This window comes from Castellaniella ginsengisoli (assembly GCF_040955415.1).
GTDB lineage: Bacteria > Pseudomonadota > Gammaproteobacteria > Burkholderiales > Burkholderiaceae_B > Castellaniella > Castellaniella ginsengisoli.
This window is the reverse complement of sequence record NZ_CP158257.1, coordinates 2,217,418-2,240,839: the sequence shown is the minus strand read 5'-3', so window position 1 is coordinate 2,240,839 and position 23,422 is coordinate 2,217,418. Positions and strand designations below refer to the sequence as shown.

Genomic DNA, 23,422 nt, shown 5'->3' with positions numbered 1-23,422 from the left:
TCCTCACCCTTGATTGCCGGACGCGCCGGCCGGGGAAGCTACCGGCGCATCTGTGGATTGCCCCGCTGGGGGAGATACGGCGGGGGCGCCCTGTCCCGGGGCGGCGCCCGCATCCGGTGCGGAAACGGCCGGTGCCGGCTGGATCGCCGGCGTGTCGACGGAACCGGCCCCGGAAGCCGGCACGGAACCGGTCTGGGGCGAAGGACCGCTCCCGCCCTCGCCCCCCCTGGAGTCGGAGGCGGGATTCCGGAGCTGCTCGAGCCGCTCGCGGATTTTCATGCCTTCCTGGCCGGCGGCGTTCTGTTCATCGATACGGCGCTCGGCGCGACGGTTCAGCACCAGAATGCTGATCCGGCGATTGACGGCTGCCATGGGGTCGTCTTGAACCAGGTCGACGGTGTCGCCCAGCCCGAGAATGCGTTTGATCTTGTTTTCGATCAGGCCGCCGGCGACCAGCTCGCGGCGCGCCGCATTGGCCCGGTCGGCCGAGAGTTCCCAGTTGCTGTAATTGCGATCCCCGGTCGCGTAGCGCATCGCATCGGTATGGCCGGAGATCGTGATCGAATTGGGCAACTGGCTGATCAAGGGAGCGAGTTCCCGAAGGATGTCGCGCATGTAAGACTGCACGACTGCACTGCCCGTGGCGAACATCGGCCGGTTCTGCTGATCCAGAATCTGGATCCGCAAGCCGTCGGGCGTCATGTCCAGCAACAACTGAGGCCGGAACTGCCGCAGCACGGGGTTATGCTCGATCAGGTTATCAAGCTGTTCTTTCAGGTTTTCCAAGTTTTCCTGGTCGGCCTGATCGGCCCGGGCCTCCGCATCGGAATCGAGACTGGACGAAGGCAGGGGATTCGGGTTGGGGATCACGCTGGGATCGCCGCCAGGAATCTTGGACCGGGTATTGTCCATTTTTTCGCCGCCCGCGATTGCCGTCATCAACGGCATGCGGAAGTATTCGGCGATGGATTGAAGGTCTTTCTTCGGGATCAGCAGCAGCAGCCACATCACTAGGAAGAACGCCATCATCGCGGTCATGAAGTCCGCATAGGCGATCTTCCAACTGCCGCCATGATGCGATTCGCCGTAGGCCCGCTTGCGGCGAACGACGACGCGGCCGGTATCGTGCTTGGCCATGCCCCCTGCCCCCCGCGTCAGCGGCTCGCCGCCTGATTCTTCGCTTGCCGCACGTGGGCTTCAAGCTCGGAGAAGGAGGGACGAACGGAAGAGAACAGGACCTTGCGGCCGAACTCCACGGCCAGCGGAGGGGGGTAGCCGTTCATGCTGGCCAGCAAAGTGACCTTGATGCATTCGAGCACCTTGATCGAAGCCACGGATTGGCGCTCGACCGCCGAGGCAAACGGATAGCAGAAACCGTAGGCCAGCAGGATGCCCAGAAAGGTGCCCACCATCGCCTTGGAAATGAGATCGGCCAGGATGGCCGGCGGCTGATCGACCGCCGCCAGCGCTTTGACCACCCCCAGCACTGCGGCCACGATACCGAAGGCGGGCAAGCCGTCGGCCACGGCGCGCACGGCATTGACCGGCGTATGGTGCTCGTTGTGCAGCGCTTCGATCTCCTGGTCCATCAAAGTCTCGATCTCGAAGGAGTTCATGTTGCCGCTGATCATGATGCGCAGGTAGTCCGTCAGGAACTCCATCAGCTTGGCGTCTTTCTGAACCTGGGGGTACTGCGTGAAGATGGCGCTGGCCTTGGGATCTTCGATATCGGACTCGATGGACATCAGTCCATCGCGCCGGGCTTTGTTGAGCAGGACGTACAGCAACGCCAGCAATTCCATATAGAGCGGCTTGCCGTAGGGGCTGCGCTTGATGGCCTTGGGCACGGCTTCGAACAGCAGCTTGATCGAGGCGCTGTTGCTGCCGGCGATATAGGCGCCGATCGCCGCGCCGCCGATGAGCGTGAACTCGAAAGGCTGATACAGGGCGCCCAAATGGCCGCCCATTGCGACGTAACTGGCAAAGACCCCCGCCCCTACGATCAGGTATCCCAGGATGATAAACACGTGCGCACGCCTCGAGAATCAGAATATCGCCATCATCCCCTGTTTTCCTGCATTCAAAAGCATGGTTAAACAGGTCTTTTTGTCCACAAATCCAGAATCAGGCCGGCTGGCGCGCCGCGGACCGGCGGCGCGCACGGGTCTTGCCCGCCCGGGGAGGCGGCTTGCAGATGGCGCAGATGAATCCCGATTCCGGATCGTGCGCGTGCGCGACGAACAAGCCCTGGCATTGCTGGCAGCCGGACAACTGGACCAGTCCGCTCTCGAAAAAGCGCACCAGCATCCAGGCGCGCGTGAAGCTGAGCACCGGTTCGTCGACGACTTCGCCGGGCCGCAGGCCCACCGAGGATTGCTCCAGGTACAGGCGATAGGCCTCCACCAGCGCCTGCGATTTCTTCGCCGGGGTGAAGGTATCCATGTAGCGATAGATGTTGTAGAACAGGCTGGAGTGGATGTTCGGCAGCCAGGTCATGAACCAGTCCACCGAAAACGGCAGCATGCCTTTGGGGGGCGAAGCGCCCTTGACCTCGCGGTACAGGCGCGCCAGCCGATCGTAGCTGAGGGACGTCTCGGCCTGCAGCACCTGCAGACGGGCGCCCAGACGGATCATGTCCGTGGCAAGCAGGATGTCGTCGGCCTCTCGGGAAACACTCTTGCTGGACATGGGGCTAAGCGGAAACGGTTTCCTGCCGAGCCATGAGGATGGTGGAATGCGCCTGCTGCAGCACGCCGCCCAGGACTTCGTGCGTCAGGGAGTTGAGCAACTGGGCGTCATTCAGGCGGAAGGCGCACAGCACGGAATTGGAACTGGCCAACCGGACGATCTGGGCCGGCGACAGATTGAGAATGATTTCCGCAACATCGGCATCGAATCCCAGCCGGAACATGCCAGCGGACAAGTTCTCGCGCAACAGGCGCTGAGCCAGCATCAGATAGGACAGATTGACTTCGCGGATGTCGTTCAACAGCGTGGAATCGAAAGTAGACATGGGATCCCTTTTTAGCTATCGCAGGATTCCGCAAGCGGAAGCCGGCTTTGTCATAGGCACGCCGATGGCAGCGCCTACATTTGAATCAATTGTCACAAATGATTCGTCACATCGATTAAATCCAGACATCAAAAATACATTTCCATGCACATTTGACATGAACGGTAGGAGTATAGCCTTAAGTGCCCCCAATTTTGACGCTACTTATTCTTTATCAAAAGAAATTTATGTTTTCAAATGTAAATTACTTGAGGGAAAACCATGAGTGCGCACTGGCTTTCCCTAATAGAAAGTTGCGCGGCCACAACGCGATGGGGCCCTGGCGCACGCGCGAAGATCAGGCCGGCACGCGGCGGTATTGCTCAGCCAGACTCAGGAAAGCGGCTGGATCGCCGTCTGAGCCGGTTTCCTCGGCCAGGATGCGGGCAACGGCGGGGGCGGCCTGAATGGCTTTCTCTGCATGCAGAAAAAGCATCCGGTGACGCCGGGCCAGCACGTCTTCGACGGTGCGGGCATATTCGCAGCGGGCGGCATGGCGGACCATGGCTTCGGTCAGGCCCAGTCCCAGTGCGCGGCCGGCGCCCGGCAACGCCTGGACGGCGGCGGCCTCGGTGCCATAAGCGTGCAGGCCCGGCGGCTCCGTCAGTCGCGTCGCGGGCGCTCCCGGCGGCGGGGCGCCCAGCAGAGAGAATCCGGCCGTGCGGCATGGCGGCAGGGCCGGCACCAGCCCGGAATCCTGGCAATGGCGCAGGACGTCCTCGGCCATGGAGCGATAGGTGGTCCACTTGCCGCCTGTCACCGTCACCAGTCCCGAAGGGCTGACCTGCACGGTATGCTCACGGCTGATGGCCTTGGTGCCGCCCTCTTCCTCGTGCGCGGGCCGCACCAGAGGCCGCAGGCCGACCCAGATGCTGAGCACGTCTTCGGCGCGGGGCGCGCGCGCCAGCACATGGGCCGACTCATTCAGGATGAACTTGACTTCCTCAGGCAGCGCCAGAGGCTCTCGGGCTACGGAATCGCGCGGCGTATCGGTGGTCCCCAGGATCAGGTGCCCCAGCCAAGGCACGGCGAACAGCACCCGGCCGTCGCGGGTGCGCGGCACCAGCAGCGCCTCGGCGGCAGGCATGAAGGACCGGTCAACCACCAGGTGCACCCCCTGGCTGGGCGCCACCATGGGGGTGGTGGCCTGGCCACGCGCGGCGTCGTCCAGGCGGCGCAGATCGTCGACCCAGACGCCGGTGGCGTTGATGACGCACCGGGCGCGGACCGTCCCTTCGCGCCCGCCCGCATCCAGGGTATCGCGCCAGCGCACGCCGCTCACGCGCCCGCTGTGGTGCAGCACATCGACGACGGGACAATAATTGAGCAGCAAGGCGCCCAGGGCGGCGGCCGTACGCGCCAAGGTGAGCGCCAGGCGCGCATCATCGAATTGGCCGTCCCAGTATTTGACGCCACCATACAGGCCGGCGGGATTGACGCCCGGCAATTGGGCCCGCGTACGGGCGCGGCCCAGCCATTCGGTGCGGCCCAGGCTGGCGGAGCCGGCCAGGGCATCGTAGATCTTCAGGCCGGCGCCATAGAACGGCACTTGCCATGGCCGGTAGGCGGGCATGACGAAAGCCAGGGGCTGGGCCAGGTGCGGGGCATTGTTCAGCAGCGCCCGGCGCTCATGCAGGGCCTCGCGCACCAGGCCGATATCGCCCTGCGCCAGATAGCGGACTCCGCCGTGCACGAGCTTGGTCGCGCGCGATGAAGTGCCGCCTGCGAAATCATGGGACTCCAGCAGCAGGACCGACAGGCCCCGCAGCCGGGCGTCCAGCGCGACGCCCAGGCCGCTGGCGCCGCCGCCGATGACGATCAGATCCACCTCGGACAAGGCCTCGAGGTCGTGCAGCAATTGGTTCCGATCCGTCGTGGCGGGCGGCAGCTCAGCAATCTGGGACATCGTGTCACACTCCGGTCAACGGACGCGGCCTTCCTTCCAGGCCTGCAGAAGAGAATCGTAGGAAACGGTCTCCGGCTTCGGATTCTCATTGGCGAGCTTCTTCCACGGCGCGTGGTCGTCGCTGAGCCATTTGGCCGGATCGCTCTTCTCATTGAGCTTGGGGGCGCAGCGCTTCATGCCGGCGCGCTCCAGGCGGGCCATGACCTTTTCCATCTCATTGGCCAGGTTGTCCATCGCCTGCTGCGGCGTCTTCTCCCCGGCGATCGCCTGGGACACGTTGCGCCACCACAACTGGGCCAGTTTCGGATAATCCGGCACGTTGGTGCCGGTCGGCGTCCACGCCACCCGCGCCGGGCTGCGATAGAACTCGATCAGGCCGCCGTACTTGTCGGCGTTCTGAGTGAAGTAATCGCTGTGGATGTCGCTGTCGCGGATGAAGGTCAAGCCCTCGATGGATTTCTTCAGCGAGGTCGTCTTGGACGTCACGAACTGGGCATACAGCCAGGCAGCGGCGACCTTGTTCGGATCGTGATCCTTGAAGAAGGTCCAGGAACCCACGTCCTGGTAGCCGTTCTGCATGCCATCCTTCCAGTAGGGGCCATGCGGGGCCGGCGCCATACGCCACTTGGGCGTGCCGTCCTCGTTGACCACCGGCAAGCCGGGCTTGGTCATATCGGCCGTGAACGCGGTGTACCAGAAGATCTGCTGGGCAATCTCGCCCTGGGCCGGCACGGGGCCGGATTCGGAGAAGGTCATGCCCAGCGCCACCTTGGGCGCGTATTGCTTCATCCAGTCGATGTACTTGGTCAGGGCGTAGACGGCGGCCGGCGAATTGGTCGCGCCGCCACGCGCCACGGAGGCGCCCACCGGGGTGCACTTGTCGTCGGCCACGCGGATGCCCCACTCGTCCACCGGCAGGCCATTGGGCGTGCCCTTGTCGGCCGAACCCGCCATCGACAGCCAGGCATCGGTGAAGCGCCAGCCCAGGGACGGATCCTTCTTGCCGTAGTCCATGTGGCCATAGATGGGCTTGCCGTCCAGGGTCTTGATGTCCTCGGAAAAGAATTTGGCGATGTCCTCGTAGGCGGTCCAGGTGACCGGCACGCCCAGTTCGTAGCCGTATTTGGCCTTGAATTTTTCCTTCAGGTCGGGGCGATTGAACAGGTCGTAGCGGAACCAGTACAGATTGGCGAATTGCTGGTCGGGCAGTTGGTACATCTTGCCGTCCGGCGCCGTGGTGAAGGACGTGCCGATGAAGTCCTTCAGGTCCAGGCCCGGATTGGTGTATTCCTTGCCCTCGCCTTCCATATAGTCGGTCAACGACAGGACCACGCCGTAACGGTAGTGCATGCCGATCAGGTCGGAGTCGGAAATCCAGCCGTCATAGATGGACTTGCCCGACAGCATCGAGGTCTGCAGCTTCTCGACCACGTCGCCTTCCTGGATCAGGTCGTGGTTGACCTTGATCCCGGTGATTTCCCCGAAGGCCTTGGCCAGGACCTTGGCCTCGTATTCATGGGTGGTGATGGTCTCGGAGACCACATTGATTTCATTGACGCCCTGTGCCTTGAGCTTGGCGGCGGCGTCGATGAACCATTGCATCTCGGCCATCTGCTGATCCTTGCTCAGCGTGGATGGCTGGAACTCGTTGTCGACCCATTTCTGGGCCTCGGCCGGGCCGGCCCAGGCGGCCGGCCCCCCCAGCGCGCAAGCGACGGCCAGCGCCAAGGCGGTATGGCGGAATCTCATCATGTTCTCCTCTGTGTGCTCCCCTGCCCTCTCTGCCAGCGCCCCCCGGGGAAATAGGCGGCGCAGGAAATCTGTCGGAACCGGACCCGTTCCGCCCGGACTCACCCCTTGCGCATGATCACCGCCAGGACGCCCACGGACAGGACGAAACTGATCCAGACGGAGGGTTCCTCGTCCAGCGCGAACCAGTCCATCAAGCTTTCGCCCAGCCCCAGAAAGGCCAGGTTGAGATAGGCGGCCACCAGCAGGCCGATGAACAGGCGGTCGCCGCGCGTGGTCGCCATGGGCAGAAAGCCCTTGCGCAAGACCGTGGGCGAGCGGATTTCCCAGACTGTCATGACGGCCAGCATCAGAACGATGCAAATGAAGAACACGGCGGTGGGCGTGGTCCAGACCATCCAATCGAACATGGCGATCTCCTCGATCAATGTGAACAGGCCTAGACCCGGCCCATCGCGAAGCCCTTCGCGATGTAGTGGCGCACGAACCAGATGACGATGGCCCCCGGCACGATGGTGAGCGTGCCGGCTGCGGCGAGCGTGGCCCAGTCCATGCCCGAAGCCGAGACCGTGCGGGTCATGATGGCGACGATGGGCTTGGCGTCCACACTGGTCAGGGTGCGCGCCAGCAGCAGCTCCACCCAACTGAACATGAAGCAGAAGAAAGCCGCCACCCCCACGCCGGACTTGATCAGCGGCAGGAATATCGTCAGGAAGAAGCGCGGAAAGCTGTAGCCATCTATATAAGCGGTTTCATCGATTTCACGGGGAATGCCGCTCATGAAGCCCTCCAGGATCCAGACTGCCAGCGGCACGTTGAACAACAAGTGCGCCAGGGCCACGGCCCAGTGCGTGTCCATCAGCCCCAGGGTGGTGTAGAGCTGGAAGAACGGCAGCAGGAACACGGCGGGCGGCGTCATGCGGTTGGTCAGCAGCCAGAAGAACACATGCTTGTCGCCCAGGAAGGAATAGCGCGAGAAAGCATAGGCCGCGGGGAGCGCCACGGCGATCGCCATCATCATGTTCAGGCAGACATAGATCAGGCTGTTGACATAGCCCATGTACCACGAGGGATCCGTCAGGATGAGCCGGTAGTTGTCCAGCGTGAATTCACGGGGAAACAGGGAAAACTCGGCCAGGATGCCCTGGTTGGTCTTGAAACTCATGACCACCATCCAATAGATGGGGACCAGGGCGAACAGCAGGTACAGGATCAGGAAGACGGTGCGCTTGCGCGGCAGGAATGAACGGTCAGTCATGGGCGGCTCCCGAATCCCGGGTGCCGACGCGCAGCATCCAGTTGTACAGGACGAAACAGAACATCAGGATGATGAGGAAGTAGATCAGCGAAAAAGCGGCGGCGGGCCCCATGTCGAACTGGCCGATGGCTTTCTGCGTCAGGTACTGGCTGAGGAAGGTCGTGGAATTGCCCGGCCCGCCCCCGGTCAGCACGAAGGGTTCGGTATAGATCATGAAGCTGTCCATGAAGCGCAGCAGCACGGCGATCATCAGCACGCCCCGCATCTTGGGCAACTGGATGTAGCGGAACACGGCCCATTTGCTGGCGCCGTCGATGCTGGCGGCCTGGTAGTAGGCTTCGGGGATGGATTGCAGGCCGGCATAGGCGAGCAACGCCACCAGGGGCGTCCAGTGCCAGACATCCATCAGCAGTACGGTAAGCCAGGCATGCACGGGATTGCCGACGTAGCTGTAATCCACGCCCAGGGCGGCGAGCGTCCAGCCGAACAGGCCGATATCGGTACGGCCGAAGATCTGCCAGATCGTGCCGACCACGTTCCAGGGAATCAGCAGGGACAGGGAGACGATCACCAGCACGGCCGAAGCCCGCCAGCTACGCGCGGGCATGGACAGCGCCAGCATCACTCCCAGCGGGATCTCGATGGCCAGCACGGCGCCGGAGAACATGAGCTGTCTCCAGAGCGCGGCGTGCAGGTCTTCGTCGCGCATGATGCTGGCGAACCACTCTGTGCCGACGAAAACGGCGTTGTCCGGCGAAATGATGTCCTGGACGGAGTAATTGACGACGGTCATCAGCGGGATGATCGCCGAGAACGCCACGCAAAGGATCACCGGCAGGATCAGCCACCAGGCCTTCTGATTGACGGGTTTGACGGTACTCATATGATTTCCTTGGGCTACGACCCCTCTGCCTCGCGGCCGGCATGCCGCCCGGATTCGCCAGGCACGGATCAGGCTGCGGGGGCCGGTCTGTGCGCGGGCCCCTCCACGAGTTCTTCGTTGCGGTAATAACGGGTATGGGGGCCGACCAGGGCCAGGTGCACGACCGCGCCCGGCGCAGGAGGCACGGCGTCGACCGGCAGATGGGCCTTGATTTCCAGGGCGCCGATGCGGGCGCTGAGCAACTGGCTGGTGCCCACATGGCGCACATGGGTCACCGTGGCCGGCACGGTGCCTGCGCCGCCTTCGGACGAGAGGCTCAGGTATTCGGGGCGGATGCCCAGGGTCAGCGGCCCCGCCGGCAACGCAGCGGATGCCGGCCTGCCGAGACTGAGCCCATCCAGCCAGAGCCCGCCGTCGGCACGCCCCTCGACCGGCAGCAGGTTCATGCCGGGCGAGCCGATGAAGTGCCCCACGAAGGTATGGCGCGGACGCTCGAACAGGTCTTCGGGGGTGCCCTGCTGAACCACGCGGCCGCGTGCCATCACCAGCACCTGATCGGCGAAAGTCATGGCCTCGACCTGGTCGTGCGTGACGTAGATCAGCGTCAGGCCCAGTTCGTGGTGGATCTGCTTGAGCTTGCGGCGCAGTTCCCATTTCAGGTGCGGGTCGATGACCGTGAGCGGTTCATCGAACAATACGGCCGACACGTCCGGCCGCACCAGCCCGCGCCCCAGGGAGATTTTCTGCTTGGCGTCGGCCGCCAGATTGGCCGCCCGCTGATCGAGCTGCGCGGAGAGCTCGAGCATCTCGGCGATGCGCCCGACGCGCTCGCGGATCTGGGCGGCCGGCACCTTGCGGTTGCGCAAGGGAAATGCCAGGTTCTCGCCCACCGTCATGGTGTCGTAGATGACGGGGAACTGGAACACCTGGGCGATGTTGCGTTCCTGCGGCGTGGCGCGGGTGCAATCCACGCCATCGAAGCGGATGACGCCGTGCGATGCGGTCACCAGCCCCGAAATGATGTTGAGCATGGTGGTCTTGCCGCAGCCGGACGGACCCAGCAAGGCATAGGCTCCGCCGTCCTCGAAGGTGATATCCAAAGGCAGCAGCGCATAGTCGGCGTCGGAGCGGACGGTGCGCGCATAGCTGTGGGCCAGTTGGAGTTCGATGCGCGCCATTTCAGGCCTCCCGCGCCTGGGGCGCACGCAGCAAGGATTCATCCGGACCGAATACATAGGCCCGGCGGCTGGAAAAATGCAGCGTCACGGCGTCTCCCAGACTGTGGTGCTGGACGCCCCGCACCTGGGCCACCAGATTGCCGGCCGGCGTCTCGGCATGGACATACGTGGCGGAGCCGGAGATTTCGGCGAGCTGGACCCGCCCGGGAATCCGGCAGTCTCCGCCCTGGTCGATGAGCGACAGATCGGCCGCGCGCAAGCCAACGGTCACGTCGCCATCGGGCACGTCCGGCCCCGCCGGCAGGCTCACGCCCGCCAGCGATGACAGGCTGAGGGCGGTACGGCCGGCGCGGCCGGCCAGGAAATTCATGGGCGGATCGCTGAAAGCGCGCGCCACCCGGATCGATGCGGGACGCTGGAACACGTCCAGCGTGGGGCCGTACTGCAGCAGTTCGCCCTGATCCAGCACGGCCGTATAGCCGCCGAGCAGCAAGGCCTCGCCGGGTTCGGTCGTGGCATAGATGACGGTGGAGCGGCCTTGGTCGAACAGAGCGCCGAGTTCTTCGCGAAGCTCTTCGCGAAGCTTGTAGTCGAGATTGACGAGAGGCTCGTCCAGCAGCATCAAGGGGGCATCCTTGGCGAGTGCGCGCGCCAGGGCGACCCGTTGCTGCTGGCCGCCGGACAGTTCGGACGGCAGGCGGCCCAGGAATTCCTCGATGTGCAAGGCACGCGCAATCTCGCGCACGCGAGGCATGACGTCGGCCTCGCCGCGCAGCTTCAACGGCGAAGCGATGTTGGCGGCGACCGTCATGGACGGGTAATTGATGAACTGCTGATACACCATGGCGACGTTGCGGCGGCGCACGGGCAGGCCGGTGACGTCCACGTCGTCGACCAGGATCCGCCCCGAGGTGGGCGCATCCAGGCCGGCCATCAGCCGCATCAGACTGGTCTTGCCGGCGCGGGTCACCCCGAGCAGGACCGTGACGGCGGATTCCCGCGGCGCCAGATCCAGAGGGTGGAGCCAGGTTTCGGCGCCGACTTTCTTGCCGACGCCAGCCAGCTTGAGTTGCATGAGCCCTTACTCCAGAAGTTCCTTTTTGTGAATTATTGTTCGTTTTAACTCTTTTTACTGTCCATATAAACCCTAAGATTTTTTCCTTTCCTTTCGCTGTACAGTGTGTCCGTCATGACGAAGGCCGATTCCATGCACCCCAATCCACGCCAGCTCAAGCTGCTCAACCGCCTGCAGAGCGCGGGTTCCTGCAGCCTGGAAACCCTGGCCAACGATCTGGACGTCACGGTTCAGACCGTCCGCCGCGACGTCCAGCGCCTCGCCGAGGCCAGCCTGCTGATCCGCTTCCACGGCGGGGTCCGGCTGCCCAATTCGACCATCGAGAACATCGCCTATCGCCAGCGCGCCCAGTTGCACGCCGCCGAAAAGGAGCGCATCGCCCAGGCGATCGCCCGGGAGATTCCCAACGACTGTTCGCTGCTGATCAATATCGGCACCACCACCGAAGCCATCGCGCGCGCCCTGGCGGGCCACACAGGGCTGCGCATCATCACCAACAATGTCAACGTGGCCTATACCCTGGGCCGGCAACCTGGCTGCGAGGTCATTCTGGCGGGCGGCAGCGTCCGCCCCCGGGACCTGGGCATCGTGGGGGAAGCCACGGTGGAATTCATCCGCCAGTTCCGCGCCGACATCGCCCTGATGGGCATTTCGGGCATCGAGGCCGACGGCACCCTGCGCGACTACGATTTCCGGGAAGTGAAGGTGTCCCAGGCCATCATGCAATCGGCCCGGGAAGTCTGGATGGCCGCCGATACCAGCAAGTTCCACCGGCCCGCCATGGTCCGGCTGGGAGAACTGTCCCAGATTGGCCGTCTGTTCACCAATGCCCGCCCGCCGGAACCCTTTCCCGGCCTGCTCAAGGCCGCCGGCGTGGACTGCGTCATCGCACCCTGAGGACCCCCATGACTTACCTGCTCGCCCTGGACCAGGGAACTTCCAGCACCCGCAGCATCGTCTTCGACCGCCACGGCCGCATCGTGGGTCTGGCGCAGCGGGAATTCACCCAGCACTATCCCCAGCCCGGCTGGGTCGAGCATGATCCGCTGGAAATCTGGCAGACGCAGCGCGATACGATGAGCGAAGCGATCCACCGGGCGGGCATCGCCGCGCGCGACGTGCGCGCCATCGGCATCACCAACCAGCGCGAAACCACCGTCGTCTGGGACCGGCGCACAGGAGAGCCCATCCATCCGGCGATCGTCTGGCAGGATCGCCGGGCCGAGCCGACGTGCGTCGAACTGCGCACGCAGGGGCTGGAACCTGAAATCCTGAAGCGCACCGGCCTGCGCATCGACGCCTACTTTTCCGCCACCAAGCTGAAGTGGATCCTGGACCACGTCCCCGAGGCGCGCGCCAAGGCGCGGGCCGGCGACCTGCTGTTCGGCACCGTCGACAGTTGGCTGATCTGGAAACTCACCGGAGGCCGGCATCACCGGACCGACGTCAGCAATGCGGCGCGCACCATGCTGATGGACGTGCACCGCAACGCCTGGGACCCGGAACTGATGGCCTGGCTGGACGTGCCGGCCCGCATGATGCCGGACATCCTGCCCTCTTCCGCCGACTTCGGTGCAACCGACCCGGACCTGCTGGGCCATGCCGTGCCGATCTGCGGCGTGGCCGGCGACCAGCAGAGCGCGCTGTTCGGCCAGGCCTGCTTTCGGCCCGGCATGGCCAAGAACACCTACGGCACGGGCTGCTTCATGCTGATGCATACGGGCGACCGCTTCCAGGTCTCGGGCAATGGCTTGGTGACGACCAGCGCCGCGCAGCCCGACGACCGCCTGGCCTACGCGCTGGAAGGCAGCGTGTTCGTCGGCGGCGCCGTGGTCCAGTGGCTGCGCGACGGCCTGCGCGCCTTCGTGCGCAGCAGCGACATCGAAGAACTGTCGCGCAGCGTGCCGGATTCGGGCGGTGTCATGTTCGTGCCGGCCTTCACCGGCCTGGGCGCCCCCTGGTGGGACCCCGAGGCGCGCGGCACCATCACCGGCCTGACGCGCGGCACCACCATGGCCCACATCGCCCGCGCGGCCCTGGAAAGCATCGCCTACCAGAGCGCCGCCCTGCTGCAGGCCATGAGCCGCGACGCCCAGGCGGCCGGCGCGGCGCCGCTGCAGGAATTGCGTGTGGACGGGGGCGCCTGCGTCAACGACCTGCTGATGCAGTTCCAGGCGGACCTGCTGGGCATCCCGGTGCTGCGTCCCACCATGGTCGAAACCACGGCGCTGGGCGCGGCCTTTCTGGCCGGGCTGCAGGCGGGTGTCTATGCCGACCTGCAGGAACTGGAATCGCTGTGGCGCGTCGAGCGCCGCTTCGAGCCGGCCATGCCGCGCGACGAGGCCGCCGCCCGCATGGCTGCATGGGATCATGCCATCCGCCAGGCTTGCGCACGCTGAACCGGATCGCCCCCAATCCCTATAAAATGGGGTGTTGCGCTCCTGCCCGGCCGGGCAAGCGCCCGGCGGCCGCCCGGCCACTACAAGCACAGGACACCCATGCTGAAGAAACTCATCCTGGTCGTGGCGATTTTCCTCGTCATCCTGCTCGCCCTGAGCTTCGGGGAGACCGTCTTTCGCGAGGTCTTCGCCTGGATTTCTTCCCTGACGGGCGTGCTGATCCGCAACTTCGGCGACCTGTATTTCGCGGCGATGGGATATCTGCGCGCCCATACCGGCAAGGTGGTGCTGGCGCTCGTCCTGACGGTCCCCGCCAGCCTCTGGATTCTGCGCTCGCGCGGCGAATCCCTGGGCCGCCCGGCCGGCCAGCGCAAGATCGCCATCGTGCTTGCCCTCTTCCTGGGATGGCTGGGCGCACACCGCTTTTACCTGGGCCAGATCGGCTGGGGCCTGGGGCTGCTGATTCTCTGCTGGATTTTCATGCCCCTGGCTGTCGTGCTGGGCCTGATCGATGCAATCCGCTATCTGTTCATGGACGACGACACTTTCGCGACAACCCAGTTGTCCTAAGCCCTCGCGCCAGGCCATGCCGCCCCCTCGTCCCGCCGTTTACCGCCTGCTGGCCGCGCCTGTCGAGGCCGGGCCGCTGGCCGACGAGACCCTGTTGGCCCCCGCCATCCGGGAGCCCGTCGCCTGCCTCTGGGAAAGCGCCCCCGGACTGGTCGTGCCGCGCACCTACGCGGCCCGACCGGGATTCGCGGCCATCCAGGCACAGTTCGCCGCCCGGGGCTGCCCGATCCACGTCCGGCAATCGGGCGGCGGCGTGGTTCCCCAGGGGCCGGGCATTCTGAACCTGAGCCTGGCGCAGGTATTCGCCGGCCGCCCGCTCGACCATTCCGAAGCCTTCTATCAGCAGCTCTGCACGTGGATCCGCCTGGCCCTGGCCGCCTTCGGCATCGAAACCCGGGCCCAGGCCGTCGAAGGCTCGTTCTGCGATGGCCGGTACAATCTGGCCATTCCCGACCCCGCACGCAAGATTGCCGGCACCGCCCAGGTCTGGCGGCGTATTCCGGGCCATGCGCCTGACCGCCACGTAGGGCTGGCCCACGCCCTCATCCTGGCGCAGGGCGACCCTGGCGAGTGGACGGCGCGCGCCAACGCGCTGGAAACCGCATTAGGATCACCCCGCCGCTACCACAGGGACCGGATCGCGACACTGGAAAGCCAATTGCCGATCACGGAACGCCCCGGCTTCATGGCGGCCTTGCGGGGGCGGCTGCAGGAAGCCCTGCGGACCTTGCCGCCGTTACCGATCACCACACCGGCCCGACCGAGAGAACCATGAGCCCCCCACCCCTCGAAAACAAGACCGCCCGACTGACGGTGCTGATCGATCCGAACAAGAAGAAAGCCTTCGAGCAGCTTTGCGCCTCCCAGGACTTGACTCCCTCGCAGGTGGTGCGGCAAATGATCCGGGAATACCTGAGCAGGAACCATGTGGACTGGAAGCCCAGCAAGCCGCGCCCCAAACCCTGACTGACGCCGCGCGAAGACCGGCGGCTATGACGAGGCCGCGTTCGAATGCGGGCGCCCCGCCGCATCCAATGCCGCCGCGAGATCGGGCTGGAAGTCGCCCGCGCCCAGCCGGGACAAGATCCCCATGCGGTTCAGCTTGCCGCGGATCCTGGCATCGGCACCGCACAGGATGACGCGCCCGCCGCGGGCCCGTACGGCCGCGATTTCGTCGTCGAGCGCCTGCAGCGCAGTGGCGTCGGCAAACGGCACCCGATCCAGGGACAGGATCAGCACATCGGCGTCCTGGCTTCGGAATGCCGCGCGCAGGGATTCGACCGCCGCAAAGAACAAAGGCCCCCGGACCTGCAGCGCACGCATGCGGGATTCCGGCCCGCCCGGCAAAGCCGCACCGGGCAGCGCCATCGGCGCCACATCGACGCTGGACGCCATGCGATGCAAGAAATGCAGAATGGACAGGACAATACCGATATTGACCGCGACGACGAGATCGGCGAAGACTGTCAGCAGCAGCGTCAGGCACAAGATGACGGCATCCGCGCGCGGCGCATGCCGGATCAGGCGCACCACGCGGTGCGTTTCGCTCATGTTCCAGGCGACGACGAACAGGATCGAGGCCAGGGTGGCCAAAGGAATGTTGCGCGCCAGCGGCGCGAACGCCAGCAGGACCAGAACCAGCACCAGGGCATGGACCACGCCGGCCAGCGGCGCCGTGCCGCCGCTGCGGATATTGGTGGCCGTGCGCGCGATGGCGCCGGTTGCCGCAATCCCGCCGAACAGGGGGGCGATCACGTTGGCCAGGCCCTGGCCGAAAAGCTCGGCGTTGGAGTCGTGCCGGGTGCCGGCCATACTGTCGGCGACGACGGCCGATAGCAGCGATTCGATCGCTCCCAGCAGGGCGATGGCGAACGCCGGGCCGATCAACGGCAGGATCCTGTCCAGCCCACCCCCGGGCCAGTGAGGCAGCGGCAGCCCGCGCGGCAAATCGCCGAAGGTGCTGCCGATCGTGGCCAGTTGCGGAAACTGGAGCAGCCCCTGCAGGACCGTCGCCACGATCAAGGCCAGCAGCGGGCCCGGCACCCACCGCAACGTGGGCACCCAGCGGGGCAGCAGCACCAGCGCCAGCGAGCCCAGGCCTACGGCAGTGGTCACCGGATCGAGGCGCGGCAGATTCATCAACAGGAACCAGAGCTTTTCATGGAAAAAATGCCCCGGCACCGGGGGCAGGCCGAAAAAGGCCTGCCACTGCCCGACCCAGATAATGATGCCGATGCCGGCCGTAAAGCCCAGGATCACCGGCAGGGGAATGTAGCGGATCACGCCGCCGAGGCGGGCCAGGCCGAAGGCGCACAGCATCAGGCCCGCCATCAGGGTGGCCAGTTGCAGGCCCACCACCCCGTGTTCGGCCACGATGCCCGACAGGATGACGATGAACGCGCCCGTGGGGCCGGCGATCTGCACCCGGCTGCCGCCAAACAGCGACACCACCACCCCCGCCACGATGGCGGTGTACAGGCCTTGCTCCGGCTTGACGCCGGAAGCAATCGCAAAAGCCATGGCCAGCGGCAAGGCGACCACACCGACGATCACGCCGGCCACGATATTGCCCGCCCAATGCCGGGGGGCCCACAGTCCAGCCTTCCAGGCGTCCCGTGCAGCAAACATCATTTTCTTTCGATCGCTCCGCACGACCGCATCCGATGTCTGCTCCGCCCATGCGGCACGCGGTCTTGGTCAATGAACATCACATTATAATCCTATGAGGATGTCGGGACGGTCTTGTGGGCAGCCGAGCGATGCTGCAATGCAACGCGCTAAAATGCCGGCTGCTCAATCTTCCCTTCCGGATTTCAAGTGAGAAAAATCGTCCGCGCCAAGCTGCATGGCATCCGCGTCACCGGGGCCGACCTGGATTACCACGGCTCCATCACCCTGGACCCCGACCACTGCGAAGCCGCCGGCATCCTGCCCATGGAATTCGTGGACATCTGGAACAAGAACTCCGGCGCCCGCATCAGCACCTACGTGATCTACGGCGAGCGCGGCTCGCGCTGCTGCATCCTGAACGGCGCTGCGGCACGCACCTGCCAACGTGGCGACGAAGTCATTATCGCCAATTCGGAATACATCCAGGAAGCCGAACTGGAGCACATCAAGCCGGTGGTGCTGACTTTTCACCCCGACAATCGCGTGCGCGAGCATCTGGGCTATTCCGTCGGGCGCGACGCCCAGGGCCGCCTGAGCTTCGAGATCGTACAGTTCGACTGAGCTACAATCGAACCCGATTCGCCTTTTACCGAGCCTCGCTAGGGGTGCCGCCACGGCGGCTGAGACAGTCCCTTCGAACCTGATTGAGATCATCCTCGCGCAGGAAAGCAGCTCGCCACGGCAGTGGTCCGTCCGCCGTTCGCGTCTGCTTTCCGCCTTTTCCGACAGGCACGCCATGCAGACAACCCCCTCTCCCGCCTCTACCGCCCCCGAACGCGTGTTCGGCTGGGGCGACCACGCCGCCCTGTGGTTCAGCCTGGGCGTCGGCCTTCTGGTCATGCAGGTCGGCGCCTACCTGGTGCCGGCGCTGGGCACGCGCGACGCCCTGGCGGCCGTCATCGTCGGATCGATCCTGGGCGCCGGCCTGCTGGCCTGGGTCGCGCGCCTGGGCTGCGACAGCGGCCTGTCCAGCGCCGGCCTGATCCATGCCGCCTACGGCCGCGGCTTCGCCCGGCTGCCCGTGCTGCTCAACATCGTGCAACTGCTCGGCTGGGCGACCTTCGAACTGGTCGTGATGCGCGACGGCACCGCCGCCATCGCGCGCCAGGCGCTGGGACTGGACATGGGGCTGGCGCTGCCCACCCTGTTCTGGGGGCTGGTCGTCCTGGCCCTGCTGCGCGGCTCCATGATCACGCTGGTGCGGCGCATCGTCAGCCGCATCGGCCTGCCCCTGGTGATCCTGTCGCTGATCTGGCTGACCGTCCAGTTCGCCCTCAAACTGGATGCCGACGGGCTGCACGCCCTGTGGCGGCGGACCGGCGACGGCAGCATGAACGCCTTCCAGGCGCTGGACCTGGTGATCGCCATGCCGGTCTCCTGGCTGCCGCTGGTCGCGGACTATGCCCGGCATGGCCGCAGCGGCCGTGGCGCCCTGGGCGGCACCTGGCTGGGCTATGCGATCGCCAACATCTGGTGCTACGCCCTGGGCGTGCTGGTGATCACCGTCACCGGCCCGGACCTGGACATGGTCGCCGCCCTGCTCCTGGCCCAAGGCGGCCTGGTGGCCCTGGGGCTGATCCTGATCGACGAACTGGACAACACCTACGGCGACCTGTATTCGGGCTCCGTCTCCGCTCACAGCCTGTGGCAGGGCGCGAGCCTGAAGACCTGGGGCACGGTCCTGGCCGCAGTGTCCATCGGGCTGGCGATGGTGCTGCCCATGCATACGCTGGAGCCCTTCCTGCTGACGCTCAGTTCGGTGTTCGTACCGCTGTTCGGCACCATCCTGGGGCGCCTGGGGACGCAGCCCGCCCGCCTGGCCGATGCGCCCCGCGCATTGCACGTCGCTCCGGCGCTGACCTGGGTGCTGGGAATCGCGGTCTATCACATCCTGGCGCAATGGGCGCCGCACTACGGCAGCGCCCTGCCGACGCTCTTGCTGACCTTCGCCCTGGGCGCGCTCGGCGCACGCGCCGGCCTGCGGACCGCGCCGGCCGCCTGAGCGGGCAATGCGGCCGCCCCGGGTTCCCCCGGCCGTCCGGCACCCGTATCATGAAGGCTTCCAAGAACCTCATTCGGGAGACGAAGCCATGAGCAATCTCTTCATGCAGGCGGCCATCGAGGAAGCGCGCCGGGGGCTGGCCGAAGGCGGCATCCCCATCGGCTCGGTGATCGCCTACCGGGGCGAGATCATCGGCCGGGGCCACAACCAGCGCGTGCAAAAAGGCAGTGCGATCCTGCACGGCGAGATGGACGCGCTCGAAAACGCCGGCCGCCAGACGGCAGACGTCTATCGCGAATCCGTACTCTACACCACCCTCTCTCCCTGCGCCATGTGCAGCGGCACGATCCTGCTGTATGGCATCCCCCGCGTGGTCATCGGCGAAAACCAGTCTTTCATGGGCGAGGAGGAATTGCTCATCTCGCGCGGCGTCGAGGTCGAGGTCCTGCAGGACCCGGAATGCCTGGACATGATGCGCCGCTTCATCGCCGAGCAGCCGCATCTCTGGAACGAAGACATCGGGGTCTGAAAAAAAAGCCCGCCTCTTCCGAGGCGGGCCGGGTCGGGGGCCCGTTTCGGGCGCCCCTTTGCAAGCTGAAGCGGCTTACGTCCGCTGCGCGGCCAGGCCGGCGTCGGAGGCCGGCGCGGTCTTGCCGTCGAACAGCGAGGTCACGACCTGCCACATCACGCCCAGGCCGCCGACGATGAACACCACGTCGCCGAAGGTCCGGACCCAGCGCAGGGTCTGCAGGATGTCCTGCTGCATGAACGTCTCGCCGCGCGCCCACCAGGTACCCACGCTGTAGCTGGCATGGAACTGCATCAGGCCGATCGGCAGCAGGCTCAGGGAGATCATCATCACCAGGCCGATGTTCATGCACCAGAATGCCGTCTTCATGAGACTTTCATTGAACTGCATGTTGGGGCGCAGATAACGCAGCACGAACAGGGTGAAGCCCAGGGCCAGGAAACCGTACACGCCGAACAGGGCCGCGTGCGCATGCACCGCCGTGGTGTTCAGGCCCTGGATGTAGTAGAGCGCGATCGGCGGATTGACCATGAAGCCGAACACACCGGCGCCGAGCATGTTCCAGAACGCCACGGCGACGAAGAACTTCAGCGGCCACTTCAGGTTTTCCATCCACGGCGCACGTTCCTTCAGACGCCAGTTTTCCCAGGCCTCATAGCCCAGCACGACCAGCGGCACGACTTCCAGCGCGCTGAACGAGGCGGCGATCGCCATGATCGGAGTGGTGGTGCCCGAGAAGTACATGTGGTGCAGGGTGCCCGGGGTGCCGCCCAGCATGAACAGCACGGCCGAGCTCAGGCTGGCGATCGTGGCGCCGCGCTTGGACACCAGACCCATGGTCGAGAAGATGAAAGCCAGCGCCGTGGTGGCGAACACCTCGAAGAAGCCTTCGACCCAAAGGTGGACCACCCACCAGCGCCAGTACTCCATGACGGAGATATGGGTCTTCTCGCCGTAGGCCAGGCCCGCGCCGTAGAACAAGCCGATGCAGATCACCGAGGCGCTGAACAAGGCCAGCAGGTTTTTGTCGCCCTTTTGCTTGAACGCCGGCACGATGCCGCGCAGCATCAGGAACAGCCAGAACACGATGCCCAGGAACTTGCCGATCTGCCACAAGCGGCCCAGTTCGACGTATTCATACCCTTGGTGACCGAGCCAGAAATTCCATTCGGCGGGAATCAGGTGGGCGATGGCGGCGAAGTTGCCGGTAAAGGACCCCACGACCACCAGGATCAACGCCCAGAACAGGACGTCCACACCGAGCTTCTGGTGCTTCGGATCCTTGCCGCCGTTCAGGATCGGCACCACGAACAGGCCGACGGCAAGAAAGCCCGTGGCGATCCAGAACAGCGCCGCCTGGATGTGCCAGGTGCGCACCAGCGAATACGGCAGCCATTCGGATACGTTGATGCCGTAGAAAGTCTGGCCCTCGACCGTGTAGTGCGCGGTGAAGCCGCCGATGAAAATCTGCGACACGAACAGGGCCACGACCAGGAACAGGTACTTGCCCAGGGCGCGTTGCGAAGCCGTCAGGGGAATCTGCAGCACCGGATCGCGCGCCGGCACGGGGCCGTCGTCCTCGTGTTCCTTGTGGGTGAAAGCCCAGCCCCACACCAGCAGGCCCACCCCCGCGATCAGGATGATCACGCTCATGATGGACCAGATGATGTTTTCCGCCGTCGGCACGTTGTCAATCAGCGGCTCATGCGGCCAGTTGTTGGTGTAGGTCGCTTCGGTGCCCGGCCGTTCGGTCGCAGCGGCCCAGGCGGTCCAGAAAAAGAAGTCCGCCAGACGGGCGCGGGCTTCGGCAGACGGCAGCGTGCCTTCCTTCATGGCGAAGCTCTTGCGCGACCCCTGCAGGGCGGGATCGTCTCCGAACAGCTTGTCATAGTAGGCAGCCGTCTCGGCGATGGCCTGAGCGCGCCGGTCGGACACCAGCACGGCGCCGGTTGCGGCATCGTAGGTGTTCTTGCGGTATTCCGTCTTCAGGCGGCGTTGCAGCACGGCCTGGGCGTCCTCGTCCAGTTGGGCGAAGTTCATCCCATACTGGTCCTGCGCAGCCAGATCCAGCCAGGCGGACAGTTCGCGGTGCAGCCAGTCCGCGGTCCAGTCCGGCGCCTGGTAGGCGCCGTGCCCCCAGATGGAACCGACGGTCATCCCGCCCGCCGACTGCCAGGCGCTCTGGCCGTCCAGGATCTGAGTCTCGGTCATCAGGACCCGGCCATCGGCCGTGGACACCTGGGCCGGAATGGGCGGCGCCTGGTTGTAGACTTCCTTGCCCATCCACCCAAGGACGCCGAACGCCACCACAAGAACGCCGATCAGCGTCCACCATAACTTCTTGTACTCACCCATTCTGCGCTCCTTCTGCAGCCGCGAGAGGTTCCGGATACGGCGCCGTCAGGCGCCACGTGTTTGCTTCACCCTCAACCAAGCAACAAGCGTGCCAACTCTTTTACCTAGGGAAACTACTGACATAGATCAAAAACGGTATTTTTTACCCTTTTAAACAGGGTGAAAAATACCTTTAGATGGTATAAACAACCCTATGGAAACCACCTTGCTGGACGATCTGTCCGCCGACCTGCCCGATGGCGTACGCCTGCAACGCGCCGCCACGGCCATCCGCGCGGCCTTTGCCTGCGACGCCGTCGGGCTGTTGATGCTGGACGCGGCGGACACTCTGCACCTGGTCGCAGCCGCCGGCCTGGCCCATGAGGCCCTGGGCCGGCGCTTCATCGTCGCCCAGCATCCGCGTTTCGCCACGATCCTGTCGCGCCGCGAACCGACCTGGTTCGACCCCGAAAGCGTGCTGCCGGACCCCTACGACGGTTTGCTGGACGACCGCAAGGGCTCACCGCTGCCCGTGCACGACTGCATGGGCATGACGCTCTACCGCGACGACCGCCCCTGGGGGATCATGACGCTGGATGCGCTGGCCACCGGCACTTTCGACGAAAAAGCCCGCGCGCGGCTGCTGCGGCTGGGCTTGATCCTGCAGGCGGCCGTCCGCGTCACCGACCTGGAGCGCGAGAACCGCCAGTTGCGCCAACTGGGCAGTTCCCAGCAGGGGCTGGAGCACATCGGTGAAGTCACCGAAATCCTGGGGCACAGTGAAGCCATCCAGTCGCTGCTGCATGAGATCGATCTGGTGGCCGACTCGGACCTGCCCATCCTGTTGCTGGGCGAGACCGGCGTCGGCAAGGATTTGTTTGCCCGCCGCCTTCACCGGCACTCGCGCCGCAGCGAGCGGCCCATGATCCAGGTGAATTGCGCGGCGCTGCCCGAGTCCCTGGCGGAGAGCGAGCTGTTCGGCCACGTGAAGGGCGCCTTCTCGGGGGCGACGACCGACCGGCCCGGGCGCTTCGAAGCCGCACAGGGCGGCACGCTTTTCCTGGACGAGGTGGGGGAACTGCCGCTCAGCCTGCAGGCCAAGCTGCTGCGCGTGCTGCAGAACGGCGAAATCCAGAGGCTGGGCACCGACCAGGTCATCAAGACCGATGTCCGCATCATCGCCGCCACCAACCGCGACTTGAAAGCCAACACCCAGGCGGGACTGTTTCGTACCGACCTGTATCACCGGCTCTCGGTCTATCCCATTCCGATTCCGCCGCTGCGCGAGCGCGACCGCGACGTCCTGATCCTGGCCGGGCATTTCCTGGAATTCAGCCGCGCCCGCCTGGGTTTGCGCGGCGTGCGCCTGTCCTATGAAGCCGAACGCGCCCTGCGCCAATACCCCTGGCCCGGAAACGTCCGCGAACTGGAGCACGTCATCAGCCGCGCCGCCTTGAAGATGCTCAGCCGGGGCGCATCGCGCGACCAGGTGCTGACTATCGGGCCGGAACTGCTGGACCTCGACATCACTCCGCCCGAACCCGCGACGGAAGCCAAGACTCAAGCGCAGACCCAAACCGGCGATGCCGCCGCGCCACCGCCCGAAGCCCGGCCTGCGGACGCCATCCCGCCGCTGCGCGACAGCGTCGAGGCCTGCCAGCGCCGCGCCATCGGCGAAGCACTGACCGCGGCCGGCGGCAACTGGGCGCAGGCCGCCCGCACGCTAGAGCTGGATCCCAGTAATCTGCACAAACTCGCCCGCCGCCTGGGCCTGAAGCAAGAACCAGGCGCCCTGCGCTGAATCGCCCGCCCGGGCC

The 23,422-nt window shown here is 65.3% G+C and carries 22 protein-coding genes and 1 riboswitch; of the genes, 9 read left to right on the top strand and 13 right to left on the bottom strand.

All coding sequences use genetic code 11. The annotated features are described in order from the left end of the window. Positions 1-3: 3 nt before the first annotated feature. From motB to ABRZ00_RS10545, 11 genes are all read right to left on the bottom strand, one after another. A complete protein-coding gene (motB, locus tag ABRZ00_RS10595; protein ID WP_368642045.1) occupies positions 4-1,137 on the bottom strand; it encodes a flagellar motor protein MotB in 1,134 nt (377 codons plus the stop codon). Positions 1,138-1,154: 17 nt separating this feature from the next. Beyond that, positions 1,155-2,027 carry a flagellar motor stator protein MotA gene (gene motA / locus ABRZ00_RS10590; RefSeq protein WP_368639283.1) on the bottom strand — a complete coding sequence of 291 codons (873 nt, stop codon included), beginning with the start codon at positions 2,025-2,027 and terminating at the stop codon, positions 1,155-1,157. Positions 2,028-2,124: 97 nt separating this feature from the next. Continuing rightward, the gene (flhC, locus tag ABRZ00_RS10585; protein WP_368642046.1) at positions 2,125-2,688 is read right to left on the bottom strand and encodes a flagellar transcriptional regulator FlhC; all 564 of its coding nucleotides are present in this window, start codon (positions 2,686-2,688) and stop codon (positions 2,125-2,127) included. A 4-nt stretch (positions 2,689-2,692) separates the two neighbouring features. Next, on the bottom strand, positions 2,693-3,013 hold the full coding sequence (gene flhD, locus ABRZ00_RS10580; RefSeq protein WP_343839062.1) for a flagellar transcriptional regulator FlhD: 321 nt from the start codon (positions 3,011-3,013) through the stop codon (positions 2,693-2,695). A 337-nt stretch (positions 3,014-3,350) separates the two neighbouring features. Then, positions 3,351-4,958, bottom strand: a complete 1,608-nt coding sequence (locus ABRZ00_RS10575) for an FAD-dependent oxidoreductase (protein ID WP_368642047.1) — start codon at positions 4,956-4,958, stop codon at positions 3,351-3,353. Between the two features lie 15 nt (positions 4,959-4,973). Continuing rightward, positions 4,974-6,707, bottom strand: coding sequence for an ABC transporter substrate-binding protein (locus ABRZ00_RS10570; protein ID WP_343839517.1), 1,734 nt, complete (start codon positions 6,705-6,707; stop codon positions 4,974-4,976). A gap of 101 nt (positions 6,708-6,808) precedes the next feature. Then, entirely contained in the window at positions 6,809-7,117 is a 309-nt protein-coding gene (locus ABRZ00_RS10565; RefSeq protein WP_368639285.1) for a DUF2160 domain-containing protein, read from the bottom strand. 29 nt (positions 7,118-7,146) lie between these two features. Continuing rightward, positions 7,147-7,965, bottom strand: a complete 819-nt coding sequence (locus ABRZ00_RS10560) for a carbohydrate ABC transporter permease (protein WP_343839056.1) — start codon at positions 7,963-7,965, stop codon at positions 7,147-7,149. Then, positions 7,958-8,848: a sugar ABC transporter permease gene (locus tag ABRZ00_RS10555; RefSeq protein ID WP_343839055.1), complete on the bottom strand. Its 891-nt coding sequence runs from the start codon at positions 8,846-8,848 to the stop codon at positions 7,958-7,960. The genes ABRZ00_RS10560 and ABRZ00_RS10555 overlap by 8 nt, the downstream gene beginning before the upstream one ends. Before the next feature lie 68 nt (positions 8,849-8,916). Then, a complete protein-coding gene (locus ABRZ00_RS10550; RefSeq protein ID WP_343839054.1) occupies positions 8,917-10,026 on the bottom strand; it encodes an ABC transporter ATP-binding protein in 1,110 nt (369 codons plus the stop codon). A gap of 1 nt (position 10,027) precedes the next feature. Continuing rightward, positions 10,028-11,101, bottom strand: coding sequence for an ABC transporter ATP-binding protein (locus ABRZ00_RS10545; protein WP_343839053.1), 1,074 nt, complete (start codon positions 11,099-11,101; stop codon positions 10,028-10,030). Positions 11,102-11,233: 132 nt separating this feature from the next. Here ABRZ00_RS10545 and ABRZ00_RS10540 point away from each other — a divergent pair, with 132 nt between their 5' ends. From ABRZ00_RS10540 to ABRZ00_RS10520, 5 genes are all read left to right on the top strand, one after another. Continuing rightward, positions 11,234-11,998, top strand: coding sequence for a DeoR/GlpR family DNA-binding transcription regulator (locus tag ABRZ00_RS10540; RefSeq protein ID WP_343839514.1), 765 nt, complete (start codon positions 11,234-11,236; stop codon positions 11,996-11,998). An 8-nt stretch (positions 11,999-12,006) separates the two neighbouring features. Further along, positions 12,007-13,500, top strand: a complete 1,494-nt coding sequence (gene glpK, locus ABRZ00_RS10535) for a glycerol kinase GlpK (protein ID WP_368642048.1) — start codon at positions 12,007-12,009, stop codon at positions 13,498-13,500. 99 nt (positions 13,501-13,599) lie between these two features. Continuing rightward, on the top strand, positions 13,600-14,070 hold the full coding sequence (locus tag ABRZ00_RS10530; protein WP_368642049.1) for a TM2 domain-containing protein: 471 nt from the start codon (positions 13,600-13,602) through the stop codon (positions 14,068-14,070). Between the two features lie 16 nt (positions 14,071-14,086). Next, positions 14,087-14,845: a lipoate--protein ligase family protein gene (locus ABRZ00_RS10525; RefSeq protein WP_368642050.1), complete on the top strand. Its 759-nt coding sequence runs from the start codon at positions 14,087-14,089 to the stop codon at positions 14,843-14,845. Beyond that, entirely contained in the window at positions 14,842-15,036 is a 195-nt protein-coding gene (locus tag ABRZ00_RS10520) for a ribbon-helix-helix protein, CopG family (protein WP_343839049.1), read from the top strand. Before ABRZ00_RS10525 ends, ABRZ00_RS10520 begins: the two co-directional genes overlap by 4 nt. A gap of 24 nt (positions 15,037-15,060) precedes the next feature. Here ABRZ00_RS10520 and ABRZ00_RS10515 read toward each other — a convergent pair whose 3' ends face one another. Next, positions 15,061-16,698 (bottom strand): SulP family inorganic anion transporter, encoded by a 1,638-nt coding sequence (locus tag ABRZ00_RS10515; protein ID WP_368642855.1) that lies wholly within the window; start codon positions 16,696-16,698, stop codon positions 15,061-15,063. Between the two features lie 189 nt (positions 16,699-16,887). On the opposite strand from ABRZ00_RS10515, the gene panD reads away from it, so the two are divergent. From panD to ABRZ00_RS10500, 3 genes are all read left to right on the top strand, one after another. After that, complete coding sequence (panD, locus tag ABRZ00_RS10510) at positions 16,888-17,301, top strand: aspartate 1-decarboxylase (RefSeq protein WP_368642051.1); 414 nt, start codon at positions 16,888-16,890, stop codon at positions 17,299-17,301. Between the two features lie 30 nt (positions 17,302-17,331). After that, a riboswitch (TPP riboswitch) is annotated at positions 17,332-17,424 on the top strand. Positions 17,425-17,476: 52 nt separating this feature from the next. Beyond that, entirely contained in the window at positions 17,477-18,742 is a 1,266-nt protein-coding gene (locus ABRZ00_RS10505) for a cytosine permease (protein ID WP_368642052.1), read from the top strand. Between the two features lie 88 nt (positions 18,743-18,830). Further along, on the top strand, positions 18,831-19,271 hold the full coding sequence (locus ABRZ00_RS10500; protein WP_343839044.1) for a nucleoside deaminase: 441 nt from the start codon (positions 18,831-18,833) through the stop codon (positions 19,269-19,271). A 75-nt stretch (positions 19,272-19,346) separates the two neighbouring features. On the opposite strand, the gene ABRZ00_RS10495 is transcribed toward ABRZ00_RS10500, so the two are convergent. Then, on the bottom strand, positions 19,347-21,626 hold the full coding sequence (locus ABRZ00_RS10495) for a nitric-oxide reductase large subunit (RefSeq protein WP_343839042.1): 2,280 nt from the start codon (positions 21,624-21,626) through the stop codon (positions 19,347-19,349). A 193-nt stretch (positions 21,627-21,819) separates the two neighbouring features. On the opposite strand from ABRZ00_RS10495, the gene norR reads away from it, so the two are divergent. Further along, positions 21,820-23,406, top strand: a complete 1,587-nt coding sequence (norR, locus tag ABRZ00_RS10490) for a nitric oxide reductase transcriptional regulator NorR (RefSeq protein ID WP_368642053.1) — start codon at positions 21,820-21,822, stop codon at positions 23,404-23,406. Positions 23,407-23,422: the final 16 nt, after the last annotated feature.

Coding starts and splice junctions, on each gene's coding strand:
- ABRZ00_RS10565 (WP_368639285.1), bottom strand. CDS start 7,117: ATGTTCGATTGGATGGTCTGGACCACGCCCACCGCCGTGTTCTTCATT.
- ABRZ00_RS10520 (WP_343839049.1), top strand. CDS start 14,842: ATGAGCCCCCCACCCCTCGAAAACAAGACCGCCCGACTGACGGTGCTG.
- glpK (WP_368642048.1), top strand. CDS start 12,007: ATGACTTACCTGCTCGCCCTGGACCAGGGAACTTCCAGCACCCGCAGC.
- ABRZ00_RS10560 (WP_343839056.1), bottom strand. CDS start 7,965: ATGACTGACCGTTCATTCCTGCCGCGCAAGCGCACCGTCTTCCTGATC.
- flhD (WP_343839062.1), bottom strand. CDS start 3,013: ATGTCTACTTTCGATTCCACGCTGTTGAACGACATCCGCGAAGTCAAT.
- ABRZ00_RS10525 (WP_368642050.1), top strand. CDS start 14,087: ATGCCGCCCCCTCGTCCCGCCGTTTACCGCCTGCTGGCCGCGCCTGTC.
- ABRZ00_RS10530 (WP_368642049.1), top strand. CDS start 13,600: ATGCTGAAGAAACTCATCCTGGTCGTGGCGATTTTCCTCGTCATCCTG.
- ABRZ00_RS10550 (WP_343839054.1), bottom strand. CDS start 10,026: ATGGCGCGCATCGAACTCCAACTGGCCCACAGCTATGCGCGCACCGTC.
- ABRZ00_RS10500 (WP_343839044.1), top strand. CDS start 18,831: ATGAGCAATCTCTTCATGCAGGCGGCCATCGAGGAAGCGCGCCGGGGG.
- flhC (WP_368642046.1), bottom strand. CDS start 2,688: ATGTCCAGCAAGAGTGTTTCCCGAGAGGCCGACGACATCCTGCTTGCC.
- ABRZ00_RS10545 (WP_343839053.1), bottom strand. CDS start 11,101: ATGCAACTCAAGCTGGCTGGCGTCGGCAAGAAAGTCGGCGCCGAAACC.
- ABRZ00_RS10575 (WP_368642047.1), bottom strand. CDS start 4,958: ATGTCCCAGATTGCTGAGCTGCCGCCCGCCACGACGGATCGGAACCAA.
- ABRZ00_RS10555 (WP_343839055.1), bottom strand. CDS start 8,848: ATGAGTACCGTCAAACCCGTCAATCAGAAGGCCTGGTGGCTGATCCTG.
- motB (WP_368642045.1), bottom strand. CDS start 1,137: ATGGCCAAGCACGATACCGGCCGCGTCGTCGTTCGCCGCAAGCGGGCC.
- ABRZ00_RS10505 (WP_368642052.1), top strand. CDS start 17,477: ATGCAGACAACCCCCTCTCCCGCCTCTACCGCCCCCGAACGCGTGTTC.
- ABRZ00_RS10515 (WP_368642855.1), bottom strand. CDS start 16,698: ATGTTTGCTGCACGGGACGCCTGGAAGGCTGGACTGTGGGCCCCCCGG.
- ABRZ00_RS10570 (WP_343839517.1), bottom strand. CDS start 6,707: ATGAGATTCCGCCATACCGCCTTGGCGCTGGCCGTCGCTTGCGCGCTG.
- ABRZ00_RS10495 (WP_343839042.1), bottom strand. CDS start 21,626: ATGGGTGAGTACAAGAAGTTATGGTGGACGCTGATCGGCGTTCTTGTG.
- norR (WP_368642053.1), top strand. CDS start 21,820: ATGGAAACCACCTTGCTGGACGATCTGTCCGCCGACCTGCCCGATGGC.
- ABRZ00_RS10540 (WP_343839514.1), top strand. CDS start 11,234: ATGCACCCCAATCCACGCCAGCTCAAGCTGCTCAACCGCCTGCAGAGC.